Origin of the sequence: Gillisia mitskevichiae, from assembly GCF_003634585.1 — a bacterium.
GTDB classification, from domain to species: domain Bacteria; phylum Bacteroidota; class Bacteroidia; order Flavobacteriales; family Flavobacteriaceae; genus Gillisia; species Gillisia mitskevichiae.
This window is the reverse complement of sequence record NZ_RBLG01000001.1, coordinates 137,583-156,098: the sequence shown is the minus strand read 5'-3', so window position 1 is coordinate 156,098 and position 18,516 is coordinate 137,583. Positions and strand designations below refer to the sequence as shown.

Annotated in this window: 18 protein-coding genes; 14 read left to right on the top strand and 4 right to left on the bottom strand. The window is 33.8% G+C overall.

Annotation, left to right across the window (positions count from 1 at the left end):
- Nucleotides 1–17: 17 nt before the first annotated feature.
- Nucleotides 18–2,084, bottom strand: coding sequence for a M16 family metallopeptidase (locus BC962_RS00730; RefSeq protein ID WP_121344023.1), 2,067 nt, complete (start codon nucleotides 2,082–2,084; stop codon nucleotides 18–20).
- 19 nt (nucleotides 2,085–2,103) lie between these two features.
- The gene (locus tag BC962_RS00725; protein ID WP_121344022.1) at nucleotides 2,104–3,429 is read right to left on the bottom strand and encodes a M16 family metallopeptidase; all 1,326 of its coding nucleotides are present in this window, start codon (nucleotides 3,427–3,429) and stop codon (nucleotides 2,104–2,106) included.
- Nucleotides 3,430–3,622: 193 nt separating this feature from the next.
- Between BC962_RS00725 and BC962_RS00720 the strand changes: the two genes are divergently transcribed.
- The 4 genes from BC962_RS00720 to BC962_RS00705 all read left to right on the top strand — a co-directional run bounded on the left by BC962_RS00720 (nucleotide 3,623) and on the right by BC962_RS00705 (nucleotide 5,258).
- Nucleotides 3,623–4,093 carry a DUF4199 domain-containing protein gene (locus BC962_RS00720; RefSeq protein ID WP_121344021.1) on the top strand — a complete coding sequence of 157 codons (471 nt, stop codon included), beginning with the start codon at nucleotides 3,623–3,625 and terminating at the stop codon, nucleotides 4,091–4,093.
- Between the two features lie 100 nt (nucleotides 4,094–4,193).
- A complete protein-coding gene (gene rplU / locus BC962_RS00715; protein WP_121344020.1) occupies nucleotides 4,194–4,670 on the top strand; it encodes a 50S ribosomal protein L21 in 477 nt (158 codons plus the stop codon).
- A gap of 24 nt (nucleotides 4,671–4,694) precedes the next feature.
- Nucleotides 4,695–4,955 (top strand): 50S ribosomal protein L27, encoded by a 261-nt coding sequence (rpmA, locus tag BC962_RS00710; RefSeq protein ID WP_121344019.1) that lies wholly within the window; start codon nucleotides 4,695–4,697, stop codon nucleotides 4,953–4,955.
- Between the two features lie 84 nt (nucleotides 4,956–5,039).
- Nucleotides 5,040–5,258, top strand: a complete 219-nt coding sequence (locus BC962_RS00705; RefSeq protein ID WP_121344018.1) for a putative signal transducing protein — start codon at nucleotides 5,040–5,042, stop codon at nucleotides 5,256–5,258.
- Between the two features lie 88 nt (nucleotides 5,259–5,346).
- Here BC962_RS00705 and ahcY read toward each other — a convergent pair whose 3' ends face one another.
- Nucleotides 5,347–6,663 carry an adenosylhomocysteinase gene (gene ahcY / locus BC962_RS00700; protein WP_121344017.1) on the bottom strand — a complete coding sequence of 439 codons (1,317 nt, stop codon included), beginning with the start codon at nucleotides 6,661–6,663 and terminating at the stop codon, nucleotides 5,347–5,349.
- A gap of 64 nt (nucleotides 6,664–6,727) precedes the next feature.
- Here ahcY and BC962_RS00695 point away from each other — a divergent pair, with 64 nt between their 5' ends.
- The 9 genes from BC962_RS00695 (at nucleotide 6,728) to BC962_RS00655 (ending at nucleotide 13,552) form a co-directional block, all read left to right on the top strand.
- A complete protein-coding gene (locus BC962_RS00695) occupies nucleotides 6,728–7,375 on the top strand; it encodes a 4'-phosphopantetheinyl transferase family protein (protein WP_121344016.1) in 648 nt (215 codons plus the stop codon).
- A gap of 3 nt (nucleotides 7,376–7,378) precedes the next feature.
- Complete coding sequence (locus BC962_RS00690; protein WP_121344015.1) at nucleotides 7,379–8,092, top strand: geranylgeranylglyceryl/heptaprenylglyceryl phosphate synthase; 714 nt, start codon at nucleotides 7,379–7,381, stop codon at nucleotides 8,090–8,092.
- Nucleotides 8,093–8,166: 74 nt separating this feature from the next.
- Complete coding sequence (locus tag BC962_RS00685) at nucleotides 8,167–8,427, top strand: thiamine-binding protein (protein WP_121344014.1); 261 nt, start codon at nucleotides 8,167–8,169, stop codon at nucleotides 8,425–8,427.
- Nucleotides 8,411–9,049 carry a nicotinamide riboside transporter PnuC gene (pnuC, locus tag BC962_RS00680; RefSeq protein ID WP_121344013.1) on the top strand — a complete coding sequence of 213 codons (639 nt, stop codon included), beginning with the start codon at nucleotides 8,411–8,413 and terminating at the stop codon, nucleotides 9,047–9,049. The genes BC962_RS00685 and pnuC overlap by 17 nt, the downstream gene beginning before the upstream one ends.
- Nucleotides 9,004–9,567, top strand: a complete 564-nt coding sequence (locus tag BC962_RS00675; RefSeq protein WP_121344012.1) for an AAA family ATPase — start codon at nucleotides 9,004–9,006, stop codon at nucleotides 9,565–9,567. Before pnuC ends, BC962_RS00675 begins: the two co-directional genes overlap by 46 nt.
- A 2-nt stretch (nucleotides 9,568–9,569) precedes the next feature.
- A complete protein-coding gene (locus tag BC962_RS00670; protein WP_121344011.1) occupies nucleotides 9,570–11,120 on the top strand; it encodes a DUF4301 family protein in 1,551 nt (516 codons plus the stop codon).
- 6 nt (nucleotides 11,121–11,126) lie between these two features.
- Nucleotides 11,127–11,531 (top strand): alternative ribosome rescue aminoacyl-tRNA hydrolase ArfB, encoded by a 405-nt coding sequence (gene arfB, locus BC962_RS00665; RefSeq protein WP_121344010.1) that lies wholly within the window; start codon nucleotides 11,127–11,129, stop codon nucleotides 11,529–11,531.
- Between the two features lie 190 nt (nucleotides 11,532–11,721).
- Nucleotides 11,722–12,066 carry a hypothetical protein gene (locus BC962_RS00660; protein WP_121344009.1) on the top strand — a complete coding sequence of 115 codons (345 nt, stop codon included), beginning with the start codon at nucleotides 11,722–11,724 and terminating at the stop codon, nucleotides 12,064–12,066.
- 124 nt (nucleotides 12,067–12,190) lie between these two features.
- The gene (locus BC962_RS00655; RefSeq protein WP_121344008.1) at nucleotides 12,191–13,552 is read left to right on the top strand and encodes a sigma-54-dependent transcriptional regulator; all 1,362 of its coding nucleotides are present in this window, start codon (nucleotides 12,191–12,193) and stop codon (nucleotides 13,550–13,552) included.
- Here the strand turns inward: BC962_RS00655 and BC962_RS00650 are convergent.
- A complete protein-coding gene (locus tag BC962_RS00650) occupies nucleotides 13,542–15,962 on the bottom strand; it encodes an ATP-binding protein (RefSeq protein ID WP_245983947.1) in 2,421 nt (806 codons plus the stop codon). The two genes, BC962_RS00655 and BC962_RS00650, sit on opposite strands and share 11 nt — an antisense overlap.
- Before the next feature lie 328 nt (nucleotides 15,963–16,290).
- Between BC962_RS00650 and BC962_RS00645 the strand changes: the two genes are divergently transcribed.
- Complete coding sequence (locus BC962_RS00645) at nucleotides 16,291–18,471, top strand: TonB-dependent receptor (RefSeq protein WP_121344007.1); 2,181 nt, start codon at nucleotides 16,291–16,293, stop codon at nucleotides 18,469–18,471.
- Nucleotides 18,472–18,516 lie beyond the last annotated feature (45 nt).

Here is an 18,516-nt window from a genome sequence, read left to right as displayed (position 1 = left end):
AACATTAATAAAAAAGATTATTCCATAAAATCTTCATCAGATACTCCTTCATTCACCTTAAGGGTTTGCACCTTAAAATCGAATGTTTGAGGTCCCATTGATTGAGAGATCGTAAATGGAAATTTAATTCCGCTTACTTCTTGATAGTTACTGTAAGAAACAGGAACTTCCATAGTTTGATCTCCTTGAGATACTTTATTTACAGACTTAACTTTTAATCCACTTTCTACATCGTAGTAAGCAGTTTTATCTTCACTTAAAGCTACAGCGTAAGCATCTTTACCGTCTACTGGTTCGATACCCATAACTTTAGCGTTTTTTGAATCTAATTCTGGAAAAGGATTAGCATCTGCTTTAGCAGACATTAATTGCTTTTCTGTAAAGTCTATTTTTTGTCCTTGTGCTACTGTAAATCCAGTTTCTCCATTATATACTTGCTTGCTTAGAACATTCCCGCTCATAGCGATTTTTTGAGAAGATTTTCCATTAGCAGTTTTTACTTCAAGATCTAATTTTTGTCCTTGAATTTCTGCTTGAGCAACCATCATTACACTTTCTGCTTTAGATACCGCTTCTTTTCCACCAATCGCTTTAATGTAATTAGAGAAAATACTTTCAGCATTAACTGAAGCATCTACAGCTTTATTGAATTCTGGCTTATCTACCTTATTACCTTCCTTATCAAAATAAACAACTGGAATTTTCTTTCCGTTATAGTTTATTTTTTCTAAGTTTTCTACCACATCACTTCCTTTACCAACAACTACAATTCTAGAGTTATCTGCAAGAAAATATTTTTTAGCAACTCGTTGTACATCTTCTGCAGTAACTGCATTGATGTTTTTTAAGTAATCTTCATAAAAGTCGTCATCAAGATCTTCAGTTTCTACATCTAAAGCCAATCTAGCAATAGTAGCAGGCTGTTCTAAAGACAACACGAAATCTCCAGTATACTTAGCTTTTGCATTAGCAAGTTCACTATCAGTAACCTTTTCGTTTCTTATTTTATAAACCTCATCTAAAAATGCAACTACAGAACTATCTGTTACAGCATTTCTAACGCTTGCACTTGCAACAAAGGTTGCAGCAGTATATTTATCATTTCCAGTTCTAGAATATGCTCCGTATGTATATCCCTTGTCCTCTCTCAAATTTAGGAACAAACGAGCTTCTCCACCGCCTCCAAGAATTTTGTTAGCTACCAAAACAGCGAAATAATCTTCATCTTTTTGTTTTAGGTTTATTGTGTTCACTAAAGCAATTTCACTTTGAACTGCATTAGGCATATCTACAAACTGAATTTGAGTTTGTTCTAAATTAGAAACAGTTGGCATTTTATATTCTGGTAAAGCTTTCTTTTTCCAATTAGAAAAATTTTCTTTTACCATTTTCTTTACTTCATCCTCATCTACATCTCCAACAATAACCAAATACGCATTTTGAGGGACGAAATAAGTGTTGTAAAAAGATTGTGCATCTGCCAAGGTTAATTTTTCAACAGTAGATTGGGTAGCAAATTCACCGTACGGGTGATTTTTCCCGTATGCTAAGGCAGATCTTACTCTTCCGGCATTAAAGGCTACATTTTTCTCGTTAGATTTTATACCTTCAATTTCACGGTCTTTAACCTTAGAAAATTCTTCTTCTGTGAATTTTGGGTTTATAGCACCATCTGCCATCAGTTTTAAAACTTCTGGAAAATACTTAGATAAAGTATTTGCATTTGCACCACTAGAATAAAAATTTAATCTAGCTCCTAAGAAATCAACACGTTCATTGAAATCGTCTTTAGACATGTTTTTAGTTCCGGTACCAAGTAATTGTCCCGCTAAGCTAGAAACACCTGCTTTTCCATCTTCAAATATTGGTGGATTGTCTAACCTTAAAGACATAGAAACCCTTGGAAGTTTATGATTTTCTACCACCATTACCTTAAGACCATTGTCTAAAGTAAAGCTTTCAGGTTCTTCTATATTTATTTTTGGGGCAGGCCCTGCTTTTGGTTGCTTACTTCTATCTATTTGTGCATGCACACTAAAGGATAGAAACAATAAGGCTGCAAAAGCTATTATATTATTTTTCATATTGATCGTTTTATATATTTTATTGTTTTGCTTCTTCAGCTTTAGGTAAGTATTCTACAACAACTCGCTGATTTGGTTTTAAATACTCGCTAGCCACTCTTTTAATATCCTCTCTAGTAATAGATCTATAGATATTAATTTCTTCGTTAACTAAATTGGTATCGCCATATAATAAATAGCTAGATGCCAATGAGTTTGCTATTCCAGCAACGCTAGAGTTAGAGTTTACATATCCGTTTTCAGCTTTATTCTGAAGTTTTTGAAAATCTTTTTCTGAAATTAGTTCTGTTCTAATTTTAGCAATTTCTTCTTCCATTTCTGTATTAAGCATCTCAAGAGTAGCTTCACCTTGTGGAATTGCAAAAATTAAATACATTCCATAATCTTCTTGTTCTAAGTTAAAAGCTTGTACTGCAAGGGCTTGTTTTTGCTCATCTACTAACTTTTTATAAAGTTTAGAGCTATTACCATCACTTAGGTAATCTGAGATCATATTTAAAACATAAGAATCTTTTTCAGTAAAAGCAGGTGTTCTATATCCTAAAACTGTAGCAGGTAACTGAATATTTGCATCGTAAGCTGTAGCATTAATTTGCTGCTTAATAGGCTCTTCTTTTGCATAATCTCTAGTTACAGCTTCTCCTTTAGGAATTGGACCAAAATAATCTTTGATCATTTTCTTAGTTTTGGAAATATCTATATCTCCAGCAACAACTAAAACTGCATTATTTGGAACATAATATTTCTCAAAATATTGCTTAAACTCTTCCAACGTTGAAGCGTCTAGATCTTCCATGTACCCAATATTTGGATGTTTGTATGGGTGGTTTACAAATAAGTTTGAAGATACTGCTTGCAATAAGTTTCCATAAGGAGAATTATCTACACGCAATCTTCGCTCTTCTTTTACAACTTCGTTTTGAGTGTCTACACCTTTTTGTTTAATAATAGGATGCATCATTCTTTCAGATTCCATCCAAAGTCCTAGTTCTAAATTGTTAGATGGAAAAACTTCGTAATAATAAGTTCTATCATTAGAGGTGTTAGCATTGTTGCTTCCTCCATTACTACTTACTATTTCGAACCATTTTCCGTTTGGAATATTCTCTGTGCCTTCAAATAATAGGTGTTCAAAGAAATGGGCAAATCCTGTTTTTCCGTTTTGTTGGTCTTTTCCACCAACATGGTACATTACAGAGGTTGTAACCACGGGTGCGGTATTGTCTTGATGTAAAACAACGTGAAGGCCGTTATCTAGATCATATTCTGTAAATTCAACTTCTTGTGCAAATCCGGTTGCTCCCAGAAGCAGTGCACACGCTGATAATTTAATTTTGTTGATCATTTTTTTAATGGTTTTTATTAATGTGCTATATAAGTATTACAAAATGCACATTTGTTACGTAAAAAACCTTAAATCTTGTTGTCTTATATTAAGTTTAATAGAAAAAGCTAACTAATTGTTAAAATTAACAGCTTATTATGGAGAATACTGCGTGATTTTTTCGAACTTTACTTTTATCACAAAAGATTTGAAGATGAAAAAAATTAAAGTTCCTATTAAATATGGGATTGCAATTTCCGCAGGCCTAATTGCTTACTTTTTAGTGCTTTCCTTGTTCGACGCACATAAAAACCCTTTTTTTAGTTTATTCAATGGGGTAATTATGGCTTTTGGAATGTATGAAGCTATCAAGAATTATAGACTAGAAAGTGGAACTAAGTTTAAATATCAAAAAGGATTTATGGTGGGACTTTTTACCGGGTTTAATGCAACCATGATCTTCACAATTTTCTTCGGAATTTATTCTACTGAATTAAATCCTAACTTCCTTAATGAACTGCTCACAATGTGGCGCAGTGATTATTCCACCAGCGTGGGCATAATTTTATTTGTAGTGGCAATAATGGGTTTTGCCACTAGTTTTGTACTTACCCTTGCCTTTATGCAGCTTTTTAAAGATTCCTGGAATACTTCTGACGGTAAAAAACATACATTAGGAAATTAAACAAAGACTTTGTGAATTAATTATTTAGAAGTATATTTGCACCCGCTTGTGGAAATTTCGCAAGTGGTTTATTTTAAAATAATTAACTAATAAATACGCTATGTACGCAATTGTAGAGATAGCAGGGCAGCAATTTAAAGTTGCAAAAGACCAAAAAGTATTTGTAAACCGTTTAGCGGGAGAAGAAGGAGACAAAGTTTCTTTTGATAAAGTTCTTCTTTCAGGCGATGGTGACAATATTACTTTAGGCGCCCCAGCTATAAACGGAGCTTTGGTAGATGCTAAGATCACCAGACACGTTAAAGGAGACAAGGTTATTGTCTTTAAAAAGAAAAGAAGAAAAGGATACCGTGTGAAGAATGGTCACCGTCAATCCTTAACTGAAATTTCTATTGTTGGAATCACACTTCCAGGTGGAAAGAAATCTTCTTCAGAGAAATCTGAAACTAAAAAAGAAGACTCTTCTAGTGATTTAAGCAATAATACTGTAGCTGAATTAAGAGAAATGGCTAAGGAAAAAGGTGTTGAAGGGTATTCTTCAATGAAAAAAGCGGAATTGATCGCTGCCTTAAGTTAATTAATAGATTAAAAACGAAATAAGATGGCTCACAAAAAAGGTGTCGGTAGTTCCAAGAATGGTAGAGAATCAGAATCAAAACGCTTAGGTGTTAAGATTTTTGGTGGTCAAGCAGCTATTGCAGGAAATATCATCGTTAGACAAAGAGGATATACACACAATCCAGGAGAGAATGTGTATGGAGGGAAAGATCATACTTTACACGCTAAAGTTGATGGTCTTGTAAAATTCACAAAAAAGAGAAATAACAAATCTTACGTTTCTATTGAACCGTTTGAAGCATAGTTGATCTTTGAATTGATATAAAAGCCCTTTCTGGAAACAGAAAGGGCTTTTTTTGTACATTTAATTTCCGTTAAATGTAAAACCATGAATTTTATTACAATCCTTAATTCTCCTCAGTCATTTAAAATAGGGATTATTAAAAACCTGTTTGATATGGAGAATATTCAATACAGAGTATTGGATGAATTTACAAGTAATGCTGCAGGAGTTGCAGGCCTTGGCATTAATGGTGTACGAATACAAGTAATAGAAGAAGATCTAACTCGAGCTAAAAAGCTCTTAGAGGATGTAGAATTCGATTAGCAAAGCAAGTAGTTAAAGCTGAAATAATAAAAGCTCCCTCATAAATTAATATAAGGGAGCTTTTTTAATATATAATGTGCCTATGGCCCTAGTATCTGTAATATTCCGGTTTGAACGGTCCTTCAACAGTTACTCCAATATATTCTGCTTGTTCAGTAGACAATTCTGTTAACTCTACTCCAATTTTTTCTAGGTGAAGTTTAGCAACTTTTTCATCTAAATGCTTAGGAAGCATATAAACTTCATTCTCGTAGTTCTTAGAATTTTTCCAAAGCTCGATTTGTGCTAGAGTTTGATTTGTAAATGAATTACTCATTACGAAACTTGGGTGTCCAGTTGCACAACCAAGATTTACCAACCTACCTTCTGCAAGTAAAATAATATCTTTTCCGTTAATTGTATATTTATCTACCTGTGGTTTGATGGTATCTTTTGTGTTACCATGATTTTCATTTAGCCAAGCAACAGCGATTTCATTATCAAAATGACCAATGTTACAAACGATGGTTTTATCCTTCATTGCTTCAAAATGCTCTCCTCTTACGATATCTTTATTCCCGGTAGTTGTAATAACAATATCTGCAGTTGGAAGTACAGTTTCCAACTTCTTAACTTCAAATCCATCCATTGCAGCTTGTAAAGCACAAATAGGGTCGATCTCTGTAACAGTAACAATAGATCCAGCTCCTTTAAATGAGGCAGCAGTTCCTTTTCCAACATCACCGTAACCACAAACAATAACTCTTTTACCAGCAAGCATGATATCTGTAGCTCTTCTCACAGCGTCTACAGCGCTCTCTCTACATCCGTATTTATTATCGAATTTAGATTTAGTTACAGAATCATTAATGTTAATAGCTGGCATTGGAAGGGTACCATTTTTAACTCTCTCATATAATCTGTGTACTCCAGTTGTAGTTTCTTCAGAAATACCTTGAACGCCACCTGCTAATTCTGGATATTTATCTAATACCATGTTGGTAAGATCTCCCCCATCATCTAAGATCATGTTAAGTGGCTTACGGTCTTCACCAAAAAATAAAGTTTGCTCTATACACCAGTTAAATTCTTCTTCGTTCATTCCTTTCCAAGCATAAACAGGAACACCTGTAGCTGCAATAGCTGCTGCTGCTTGATCTTGAGTAGAGAATATATTACAAGAACTCCAAGTTACCTCAGCACCTAAAGCGGTAAGAGTTTCAATTAAAACTGCAGTCTGAATAGTCATGTGTAAACATCCTGCAATTCGAGCTCCTTTTAAAGGTTGCTCAGCTCCAAACTCCTCACGAAGGGACATTAAGCCTGGCATTTCTGCTTCAGCTAATTCAATTTCTTTTCTCCCCCAATCTGCTAGGGAAATATCTTTAACTTTATAGGCCGTATAAGGCACCGTTTTAGTCGACATATTATTATATTTGATTTTTAGCAATTTTTCAGTCGCAAAAGTACATAATATCTAACAGAATTTCATGTCACTTTACAAAACAATAACAGTTGATGAGGGCACTAAAGTGCTCATTTGGAAGATCGAAGAATCTTTGGAATGGCTTTGTGACGGTATAGAATTAACCAATAATTGTCAAACGCGGGTGGATGGAATGAAGTCTGAGATCCATAAACGTGGGTTTATGAGTATTAGACATTTATTTGCAGAAATAGGATATACAGATCATGATCTATATTATGATGAGAATGGAAAGCCACATCTTAAAGATGGTAAATGTATATCTATCACACACTCCTTTAATTTTACCGCTATCATTATTTCTGAAGACGAAGTTGGGGTAGATATAGAAAAACAGCGGGATAAAATTTTAAAGATAGCAGAAAAATTCACACCATTAAAAGAGTATCATACCTTGGCTAATGAAGATGCCCTTATAAGAAAATTAACCATTGTTTGGGGCGCAAAAGAATCTATTTACAAATTATATGCGCATCCCGGTTTAGGGTTTTTGCAACATATTAATATTGCCGATTTCGATTTCGACGATAAAAAAACAACAGGAAAAGTTTATTTTAAAGGAAAAAATTCAGATTATAATGTTCACTTCTTAGAGTTCGAAGGCTTCACCTGTGTGTATGTAAAATTATCTAAAGTAGCTGTTAAAAAATAAGCTATGCTCACAGCCACAATTTATGAAAACCTGTCACTTTTAAAGAATTTAAACCAAAAACAACTTACGGTTCTAATAGACCCCGATAAATTTGAGGAATCTATTGCTGAAAAGTTCTTTGATGATCTACCAAATTCCATCACCCATATATTTGTTGGGGGAAGCACTGTAGAAGCTAATAAAACTGAAAGAACTGTAGCTGCAATAAAACTTTTTTCTGATCTCCCTATTATTATTTTTCCTGGAGACTATACCCAGATAACTGAAAAAGCCGATGCTATACTTTTTTTAAGTTTGCTATCTGGACGAAACCCGGAATATTTGATAGAACAACAAGTGAAGTCGGTTACTTGGCTAAAAAACTCTAATCTTGAAATTATCCCGACGGGATATATTTTAATAGATGGAGGTAATGAAAGTGCAGTGCAACGAATTAGCAAAACGCAACCTATGCAACAAGATAATGTAGAGGCTATCGTAAATACTGCTTTGGCAGGCCAGTTCTCTGGAAAACAATTAATTTATTTAGAAGCTGGCAGTGGTGCAATAAAGCACGTTTCTTTAGAGATAATCCGGGAAGTGAAAAAAGCGCTCTCTATTCCATTGATTATAGGTGGCGGAATTAAGACGGCTGAACAACTAGAAAACGTTTACAAAGCAGGGGCAGATATGGTAGTTATTGGAACGGCTTTCGAAAAGGGGGATTTTCATTACTAAGCATTTTATAAACTTCTATAAATTCCAGCCATTCCTAGGAATATATCTAACTTTGAATTTATAAAAATTAATACATGAAGATTTCCGTAGAACTTACACTTACCCCTTTACAAGATAATTTTGAACCAGCGATCATAGATTTTATTAAGAAATTGAGAGCTTCTGGTTTAACTGTTTTAGAGAATCCTTTAAGCACTCAGGTGTATGGAGATTACGATAAAGTAATGGAAGTTCTAAATAAGGAAATGAAGATCGCATTAGAATCTGTAGAACGTGGGTTAATGTATATAAAAATTGTAAAATCTGACAGAAGCGAATATGCAGCCGATTTTTGATTTTTTCTTCGAACAATATTATGAGTATCCAACTTTATTTATATATCTAGAAGTTATTGCAGTAATTTTTGGATTCCTGTCTGTGTGGTACTCTAAGCAAGAAAATATTTTGGTGTATCCTACAGGAATTATAAGCACGCTTATTTTTGTTTATCTCTTGTGGAAATGGGAATTGTTGGGTGATATGATGATTAATGCGTATTATTTTTCAATGAGCATTTATGGCTGGTATATTTGGACGAGGAAAGTGGATGCAACCCATTTTACTCCAGTAACTAAAATGTCAAAAAAGGAGCATATTTGGTCTGTTTTAATATTTATTGCTACCTTATTATTTGTTTTTGGAGTCTATGAGTATTTTGAAAAATGGAATAACTGGACTGCATATATAGACACTATTACTACAGCTGTATTTTTTGTTGGAATGTGGTTAATGGCAAGAAAGAAGCTTGAAAACTGGATTTTTTGGATTATTGGCGACATCATTTCGGTGCCACTTTATTTTTACAAAGGCTTAACCTTAACTAGTTTTCAATATTTATTATTTACAATCATTGCCATTTTTGGTTATTTCGCATGGAAGAGAAGCTTAAACAAAAACCTGCATCCTGTTTTAAAGTAGTTTTGTTTGGACCAGAATCTACCGGGAAAACAACTATGGCAAAAAGACTTGCAGCTCATTTTGAAACCGAATGGGTTGCAGAATATATGAGAGAATACCTTCAGGAGAAGTGGGATTCTAAAAAGGAAGTGTGTGAACCTGAAGATCTTATTAAAATTGCTGAAGGTCAAATAAAACATGAAAACGAAAAAGCAATTATTGCTAATAAAATACTTTTTTGCGACACAGATCTTTTGGAATTAACAGTCTATTCTAAAGCTTATTACGATGAATTTTGTGAGCCTAGCATTCTTAAACATGCGTTAAACAATTGGTATGACCTTTACTTTTTAACTAATATTGACGTTCCTTGGGTTCCAGATGATCTTCGGGATAAGCCCCATGACAGAGAAGCCATGTTTAATAAATTTAAAAGCTCCCTACGCTTTCATAATAAACCTTATGTTGAATTAAAAGGTGATGAGAATGAACGGTTTGAAACAGCAGTTTCAGCAATTAACAAATTATTAAAGTCATAAAATTGAAATTCAGTAAAAAAGATATCGCCCAAATTCAAAACAAGGGACTTAGTTTAAAAGTTATAGAAGATCAAATCGCTATTTTTAAACGAGGTAATAAACCTGTTAAGATATTGGCAGCTGCTACTTTGGGAAATGGAATTAAGCAAGTGAGCAAAAATCAAGCTGATAAGTTCGTTGGTATTTTTGAAGATCTAAAACACAATTTAAAACTTCTTAATTTTATCCCAGCATCTGGTGCAGCTACTAGGATGTTTAAAGAACTTTATATTTTTGTTGAAAATTTTAATCCAGAAAATGATTCTTTGCAGGAATATTTCAGCAGAAATGAAAGCAAGAAACTGAAGCGTTTTTTAGACGAGCTACCTAAATTGCCTTTTTATGAAGAAACCCTTACTTCCGCAATCAATAATTTTCCAGATTTTAATAATGTCTCGATAGATAATCAAAAATATTATTTAGTGAGATCTATGTTATTAGAGCCTGGACTAGAGCTCGGGAATTTTCCAAAGGGATTAGTTCCTTTTCATAAATATAAAGAACATACAGCTACCGCTTTTGAAGAACATCTTTACGAGGCAGGGACTTATGCGGAAAAAAATAATAAAGCCAATCTTCATTTCACTGTTTCTAAAGAACATTTAGATAAATTTCAGAATGAATATAATGAGATAAGAACACGGGTAGAGGAGCAAACAGGAACTTTTTTTCAAATTGGTTTTTCTTTTCAGGACCCAAAGACAGATACTATTGCAGTAGATCCTTCTAATGAAGTTTTTAGAACTTCTAGCGAGGAACTTTTTTTTAGACCTGGAGGTCATGGTGCACTTATTGAAAATCTAAATAACTTAGATGCCGATGTGGTTTTCATCAAAAACATTGATAATCTAGTTACGGCATCTAATAGAGAGGAAGTGGCATTTCATAAAAAAATGCTAGCAGGAAATTTATTAAAAATTCAGCAGGAGTGCTTTTACTACTTGGAAATTTTAAATGCTAGGAATTTTACGGAGATCAGTTTACAGCAAATCATTCAATTTTCCGAGGATCAATTAAGACTTAGTGTATCAAGCAATTTTGAATCACTTTCAGAAGAAGAGCAAATTCAAAAATTAATACTTCTATTAAATAGACCTTTGCGTGTATGCGGAATGGTTAAAAATGAGGGAGAACCTGGAGGAGGCCCATTTTTGGTGGAATTTTCTAATGGGGAATCTTCTCTTCAAATAATTGAAGGAGCCCAAATTGAAACTAATGATCCGCAACAAAACGAAATCGCACAAAATGCTACTCATTTTAATCCGGTAGATCTAGTATGTGGATTAAGAAATTATAAGGGAGAAAAATTCGATCTTAATGAATTTGTAGATCCAGAGATGAGTTTTATTACAACTAAGACTAAAGATGGAAAGGAGCTGAAAGCATTGGAACTTCCTGGTTTATGGAATGGAGCTATGGCAAAGTGGAACACAATTTTTGTAGAGGTACCAGTTTCTACATTTAATCCTGTTAAAACCGTGGCAGATCTTTTAAAACCAAGCCATCAGGCTTAATAAAGCATGCCTAATCTAGCAATATTATTTAATGAAGTTTCATTTAAAGCAGTTCGGAGTTCCGGTGCTGGGGGACAACATGTAAACAAAACATCTTCTAAAGTAATTCTCACTTTTAACGTAGAACAATCCTCTGGTCTTTCAGAAGAAGAGAAACAACTTTTAAGTAAAAAATTGCAAAGTAGATTGACCCTCAATAATGAGTTGATCTTGGATTGCAGTGAGACTAGAAGTCAGCATAAAAACAAGGAGCTAGTATTAGAAAAATTTAAGGAGCTAATTTTGCAAGGACTTACTAAACCTAAAAAGAGAAAAAAGACCAAACCTAGTAGAGCTTCAAAATTTAAACGTCTTCGTAAAAAGAAAATGCATTCAGAGAAAAAGATCAATCGGCGTAAACCAGACCTTTGAATTTCTTGAACAACTGTGGAAAATATCCCCAAAACTGCAATAATATTCTACACTTTACTATCTATTTTAACATCACAGATATCTATAAAATCAAGATTTAAAGCCTATTGCGTTAATTTTTGCTTAAATGGTATAATTATTCGTTAAGGATAAGTACTAAAACTTAATATTAATTTTAAATCGGATTCTTATGAAAAAGCTAGGTTTAACATTGGCAGCGATTGGGTTATTTTTTACTGCTGCGCAAGCACAGGTAGAAGGTGAAGTGCAAACGGAGGTAGAAGTAGAAAATGAATTAGTGGTTGCGGGAGATGAATTTGAGAAAATGGAAGTTTCTGATCTACCAGAAACAGTGGCTTCGGTTATTATAACTGAATTTCCAGAGGCTATTACTACTAATGCTTTTGTGAAGCAAGATGATGAAAAGGTAATTTATAAAGTTAAATTGGATATTAAAGGACAATTAAAAAAGGTCTATTTAGATGCAGATGGAAACTGGATAAAAATGGAAGATAAGAAAGAGGAGTCTAACTAACCAACCAATCTTTCTAAATGAAAAGAGCTGACATTGCGGTCGGCTCTTTTTTTGTTTTAATATGTACGTCTTTAAAAGAACCATAATTCGTAAATTTGCGAGATATTAAAATCTAAGCCGAATTATGGTATCTATTCTTATAGTTGAAGACGATGTGGCATTTGCAACAATGTTAAAGACCTTTTTTGAAAAAAGGGATTATAAGGTGGACACTTCTTTTTCTGCCGCAGAAGCTTTTAAAAAAATGAAAGCTAGTTCATTTGAAGTTATTCTTACCGATGTAAGATTACCAGACAGTGATGGCTTGGAGGTCTTGTTAGAAGTTAAATCTAATTATCCAACAGCACAGGTTATTGTTATGACCAATTATGCTGAAATTAATATGGCCGTTAAAGCCATGAAAAATGGAGCTTTCGATTATGTTTCCAAACCTTTTAGGCCAGAAGCAATTCTTCAAACCATTGAAAATGCTTTAAATCAAAAGACTTTAAATGGTAATAAGATCGCTCAGGAGGAAGATCTTCCGAAGAAAAAACAAAAAATAAAAGTATCTGAGTCTTCTACAGATTTCGTGAAAGGAGTAAGTGATGCGGCAATAAAACTTAATGATTATATAGAGCTTGTAGCGCCAACCAATATGTCTGTCCTAATCATGGGCGAAAGTGGAACTGGAAAAGAGCAAGTTGCTAAAAGTATACATAATAAGAGTAAAAGAAAAGGCGCTCCTTTTATTGCAGTAGACTGTGGTGCAATTCCAAAAGAGATCGCCTCTAGTGAGTTCTTTGGACATGTAAAAGGATCTTTTACAGGAGCTATCCAGGATAAAACAGGGCATTTTGAAGCCGCCAATGGCGGAACTTTGTTTTTAGATGAAATTGGTAATTTAAGCTATGGTTTGCAAGTGCAACTGCTAAGAGCTTTGCAGGAACGTAAAATTAAGCCTGTAGGAAGTAACCATGAAATAAAAGTTGATATTAGAGTTGTTACTGCTACAAATGAAGATTTAGCAAAAGCAGTAAAAGAAGGGAATTTTAGAGAAGACCTTTATCATAGATTAAATGAATTTTCGATTAAAGTTCCAGCTTTGCGTGAGAGGCGTGAAGATTTAATGCTATTTGCAGATTATTTTCTGGATCAAGCAAATGAAGACTTGGAAAAAGAGGTGGTTGGATTTAGCGATGAGGCTACTGAAGCTTTTAAAAATTATAGTTGGCCGGGTAATTTACGTGAATTAAAGAATATGGTGAAGAGAGCCGTATTGCTAACACAAGCTAATATCATCCCACTTAAAGTATTGCCTCATGAGATCTCTGTTGCAAAAAGCAGCGATGAATCTTATGGTTTGTTCAAGAATAAAAACGAGGAGTCTTTAATTTTAGATGCATTGGAAAAGGCACAGGGAAATAAAAGTAAAGCTGCAAGACTTCTAGATATAGACAGGAAGACGCTTTACAATAAACTGAAGCAGTACGATATTAAACTATAATTTCTCTTTCTAACTTCGCTAAAAGCGCTTCAATATCTGTTATCAGTCCTTGGATCTTTTGATCTTCAAAATATTCTGGCACTTCCTTTTCCAACTGCTGCAATTGAAACACGATATTACGAGTATTTAACTGCTTATACATGGGTAGCATTTTATGTGCTATTGCAGGGATTTTATGCTTATTCTTATTTGTAATAGCTTTATTTATCTCAGCAATGTTCTTTCTGCTAGCATCTACAAAAACTTTTAAAATAGTATTCAATGCGTTTTTATCGTCTCCTGCAAAAAGTAGGATTTCTTCTAAAGAAAATTCTTCGGAGCTTTCTTCTGAATTGATTTTAATACCTGAATTAGTTTCTAATTCCAAATTTAAAACATCTCCAATCTTTTGAAGTAATTCTTGTGGTCTATAAGGTTTTAATAAACTCCCAGAGAAACCAGCTTCTAAGTAATCGCTGTCGGTAAGTGTCGTTCTTCCAGAGGCAGCAATTACAGGTATATGTTTTAATTTGATTTTAGATTGAATTGCTTTAAGCAATTCAAAACCGTCCATGCTAGGCATTTGTATATCTGTAAGTACTAGATCGTATTTTTTTTGTCTTAATTTTTCCAAAGCCTCATTTCCATCTTGTGCAATATCGCAGTTCATCCCAATAGATTTTATAAGTTCTCTGGAAAGTGCCAATTGAGAGGATTCGTCATCTACGGCGAGAATATTTTTACCGTTTAAATGCGTATTTCTTGTAAGAGATTCTGGAACAGTTTCTAAGTTGTTTTTCAGTTTTATAACAGGAATTTTCAGAATGAATTCACTTCCTATTCCAGGCTCACTTTCCAGTGAGAGTTCCCCGTTCAATAATTTTGTAATTCGTTTTGATATTGCTAGACCAAGTCCCGTTCCACCATATTTTTTTTCTATTTGGCGATGTTCTTGAGAAAACTCTTCAAAGATCTCTTGCTGCTTATCTTTTGAAATACCTAGTCCAGTATCCTTTATTCTATATGTTAGAATATACCTATCTTCAATTTGTTTTTCTAGGCTAACAGATACTGTGAGGTTTCCTTCATCTGTAAATTTATAAGAGTTATTTATTAGGTTAGAAAGTATTTGTTTGATCCTGAATGGATCACTTAAGACATTTGTATCTGCACTTTCTTCGGCTTTTACTATTAGTTGTAAATTTTTAGGATCGTCTTCGGGAATAATATTATAAAAAGTTTCTTCCAATAAATTTTTTGCATTGAAGGGTAATTTTTCGATCTGCATTTTGCCAGCATCCAATTTGGATAGATCTAAAAGATCATTGACTAAATGAAGAATGAATTCTGAACTTTTCTTCAGATGTCCCAGATAATGTTCTTGTTTGTTGTTAAGTGGTGTTTTAGCAATCAATTCTGTATAACCTAACACAGTGTTAAGAGGAGATCTTAAATCGTGAGTAATAGTTGCCATAAATTGCTCTCGCCTAATCATTAAAGACTCTGTAAAGGCTTTTGCCTCCTCTAATTGAATTCTATACCTCTGACTTCTAGAAACATCCCTAATTATAAGAAAGAGAAAAAACAGTACAATAAGTACACTTGCACCTCCTACAAAAAGAAGTATTTGAGATACTTCACTTAGCATTTCTTGAGACCTCTTTGCCCTGTTAAGGGTTGTAGCTCTTTCTTCTTGCTCTACAGATGCTAATAAATTCCTTAATTGATCATTTAGGATAAGATCATTATCTAATAATTCATTTTCCTTTTTATTGATTATTGCACGAAATTTTTGATTTTCACGTTCCAATTCATTCAATACTTTTTTTACTGAAGTCACTAAAGAATCTGCACTTATGCTGGAAAGCTGTTCGTTATTATCGTCTTTCGAGAATTCTAGTAACCTAATTAAAACTCTTCGCTGGTGGGGTTCTAAATTTGCAAAACGTTTATCGTAATTTTGATCTTTAAAAGATTCGTCTACTTTTTCTAATTCCTGGATCACTTCAGTATAAAAACTCGTATTTCTATCTCTAGAACGCAGTTTTAATAATTCCTCTAAATTTTCACTTTTAAGCGATAATAAGTTGGAAATACTATCCAATTCAACTTTCATTACTGAATCTGCATAAGTTGTTTTAAGAACATTAATGCTTTCCTGAATGCCATCTATTTGGCCGCTATATCTATTTAGATCTGTAGTGTCACCAGTTTGAATGAATTGCCTACCTGTACTTTCTGTTTCATAGAGAGCAGTAGCTATTTCACTTACCAGAACTAGTTGTTGGTTGTTTTGATCGTTGGATTGATTTATTGAAGAAAATTTAACCACTTGCGCATAAGTAAACCATACCGCGATAGCAGCTACCGCAGCTACCATTAGATACCCAATAATCACCTTAAAAGTTATGGAGCGCTTCGTGTTTTGCATTAGGAAATTATCGCTAAAATTACGCCAATTCTTTTAAATTTCGGTATTGATGTAGGAAATCAAAAAAACCTTATTACATTTGCCAGACATCTCAAAGGGGTGCTGTTTAAAGATTTATTTCTGAAAAATAGCTGAGATTATACCCAACGAACCTGGGCAGGTAATGCTGCCAAGGGATAAAGATACTCGAAAGAGTATCAAAAAGTATAGACCCCCTTTATAGATCTTAAGATAGATTTATTAAGGGTTTTTTTATACGCGAATTTTCGCACTAATTTTAAATCAAGAATAATCGCCCCTTTTATTCGTAACAACACTATTGTAACGAATGAAACATTTATTTCTATTACCTACTGCCCTTTTAATAACCGTATTAGGTTATTCTCAACAAAAAATTGACACCATAAGAAAACCCGTAGAAATACTGGATGAAATCTTAGTTCAAGCTATAAGGGTGGATGCAGATTCTCCTGTAACTCACTCCGATCTTTCCAAAGAAGAGCTTGAAAAACGTAATTTGGGACAAGACATCCCTTACCTTTTAAATTATTTACCCTCTGTAGTAACCACATCAGATGCTGGTGCTGGTGTTGGATATACCTATATTAGAGTGCGTGGGAGTGATGCTTCAAGGGTAAATGTTACTTTAAACGGAATTCCATTTAACGATTCTGAAAGTCAAGGTTCTTTCTGGGTTAATTTGCCAGATTTTGCATCTTCTGTTCAAAATCTTCAATTGCAACGAGGAGTTGGAACTTCTACAAATGGCTCTGGAGCTTTTGGAGCAAGTTTAAATTTGCTTTCCGATGCTGTTTCCGAAGAAGCTTACGGGGAAATTTCTAATTCCGTTGGTTCATTCGGGACTAGAAAACATAATGTGAAATTGAGTACCGGTTTGCTTAAAGATCATATTGAGATCTCAGGAAGATTGTCTAAAATAGCCTCCGATGGATATATAGACCGCGCTTCATCCGACTTAAAATCCTACTTTTTACAAGCAGCTTATGTAGATGATAATACATTAATAAAAGCCATCACCTTTGGTGGGCATGAGGTAACCTACCAATCATGGGAAGGAATAGACAAGGAAACCTTAGAAAATGATAGAACTTTTAATCCTGCAGGAATGTATTCAGATCCTGATGGTAACACCCAGTTTTATGATAATGAAGTAGATAATTACAAGCAGGATCATTATCAGTTTCATTGGAACGAACGTTTCAACAATAACTGGTCTACAAATCTTGGTTTAAATTACACCTACGGAAGAGGATATTTTGAACAGTATAAAGAAGATGAAGATTTTGAAGATTATAATTTTTCACCTATAGAAATTGGTGCTGAAACTATTAATTCTACAGATCTTATTAGACGCAGGTGGCTAGATAACGATTATTATGTGGTGAATGCGAATGCAACTTATAAGAACTCGAAATTGGAAGTTACTTCTGGAGCGTTTTATAGTCATTATAAAGGAGATCATTTTGGAGAGGTTATCTGGGCTAGATATGCTAGTGATTCGCAGATAAGAGATAAATATTATTTTAGTGATGCAACAAAAAATGAATTTACCGTATTCTCCAAAGCTACTTTTAAGCTCGATAATAAATGGCAATTCTTTATTGATGTTCAGGGGAGGTTTATAGATTATACTACCGGTGGGATCACCTCAGATCTTGTTGGGATAGATGTAGATAAAAACTTTGAATTCTTCAATCCTAAAGCAGGGATCACTTATCAGCTAGATTTAAATAATCAATTTTATGGGTACTACGGAAGGGCAAATAGAGAGCCAACAAGGAATGACTTTGAAGAAGGAATTAGTACTGCTGAAAAATTAAATGATTTCGAATTAGGTTGGAGATATAGTAAACCGAACTTTAAGGTGAACTCTAATGTTTATTTTATGGATTACAAAGATCAATTAGTGCTTTCCGGAGCTTTAAATGATGTGGGATCTCCGCTAAGAACTACTAGCGGGAACAGTTATAGATTAGGATTAGAAGTAGATGCAGATTGGCAACTATCTAATAAATGGAGATTGATGCCAAACATTGCAATAAGTACAAATAAAAATAAAGACTTCGTTGCTTCCATAGACGGTTCATTAGTTGAGCTTGGAAATACTAATATTTCATATTCCCCAGAAATCGTAGCCTCTAATATGTTGGTCTTTTCACCTAAGGAGAATTTGCAAATAGGTTTGCTCTCTAAATTTGTAGGAGAGCAGTATATGGGTAATATAGACAGTGAAGCTTCTAAGTTGGATAGTTTCTTTGTAAACGACCTAAATGTAGTTTATGAAGTAGAAAATATTCCAGTTTTTAAATCTATCGTTTTAAGCGCTTTAGTAAATAATATTTTTAATATGAAATATGTTTCTAATGGATATTTTTATACCTACGATGATGACTTTTCTACTCCTGGAGTGATCACAACCATAGAAGGAGCAGGTTACTACCCTCAATCTGGCATTAATTTCTTGGCTGGGGCAACTTTAAAATTTTAAAGATCATTAAGGATAGAAGCTGTAAGATCTAATTCTTAGGTCTAT

Bases quoted from the DNA above. Each gene is read 5' to 3' on its own strand.
- BC962_RS00730 (WP_121344023.1), bottom strand. From the start codon at position 2,084: ATGAAAAATAATATAATAGCTTTTGCAGCCTTATTGTTTCTATCCTTT.
- BC962_RS00725 (WP_121344022.1), bottom strand. From the start codon at position 3,429: ATGATCAACAAAATTAAATTATCAGCGTGTGCACTGCTTCTGGGAGCA.
- BC962_RS00720 (WP_121344021.1), top strand. From the start codon at position 3,623: ATGAAAAAAATTAAAGTTCCTATTAAATATGGGATTGCAATTTCCGCA.
- rplU (WP_121344020.1), top strand. From the start codon at position 4,194: ATGTACGCAATTGTAGAGATAGCAGGGCAGCAATTTAAAGTTGCAAAA.
- rpmA (WP_121344019.1), top strand. From the start codon at position 4,695: ATGGCTCACAAAAAAGGTGTCGGTAGTTCCAAGAATGGTAGAGAATCA.
- BC962_RS00705 (WP_121344018.1), top strand. From the start codon at position 5,040: ATGAATTTTATTACAATCCTTAATTCTCCTCAGTCATTTAAAATAGGG.
- ahcY (WP_121344017.1), bottom strand. From the start codon at position 6,663: ATGTCGACTAAAACGGTGCCTTATACGGCCTATAAAGTTAAAGATATT.
- BC962_RS00695 (WP_121344016.1), top strand. From the start codon at position 6,728: ATGTCACTTTACAAAACAATAACAGTTGATGAGGGCACTAAAGTGCTC.
- BC962_RS00690 (WP_121344015.1), top strand. From the start codon at position 7,379: ATGCTCACAGCCACAATTTATGAAAACCTGTCACTTTTAAAGAATTTA.
- BC962_RS00685 (WP_121344014.1), top strand. From the start codon at position 8,167: ATGAAGATTTCCGTAGAACTTACACTTACCCCTTTACAAGATAATTTT.
- pnuC (WP_121344013.1), top strand. From the start codon at position 8,411: ATGCAGCCGATTTTTGATTTTTTCTTCGAACAATATTATGAGTATCCA.
- BC962_RS00675 (WP_121344012.1), top strand. From the start codon at position 9,004: ATGGAAGAGAAGCTTAAACAAAAACCTGCATCCTGTTTTAAAGTAGTT.
- arfB (WP_121344010.1), top strand. From the start codon at position 11,127: ATGCCTAATCTAGCAATATTATTTAATGAAGTTTCATTTAAAGCAGTT.
- BC962_RS00660 (WP_121344009.1), top strand. From the start codon at position 11,722: ATGAAAAAGCTAGGTTTAACATTGGCAGCGATTGGGTTATTTTTTACT.
- BC962_RS00655 (WP_121344008.1), top strand. From the start codon at position 12,191: ATGGTATCTATTCTTATAGTTGAAGACGATGTGGCATTTGCAACAATG.
- BC962_RS00650 (WP_245983947.1), bottom strand. From the start codon at position 15,962: ATGCAAAACACGAAGCGCTCCATAACTTTTAAGGTGATTATTGGGTAT.
- BC962_RS00645 (WP_121344007.1), top strand. From the start codon at position 16,291: ATGAAACATTTATTTCTATTACCTACTGCCCTTTTAATAACCGTATTA.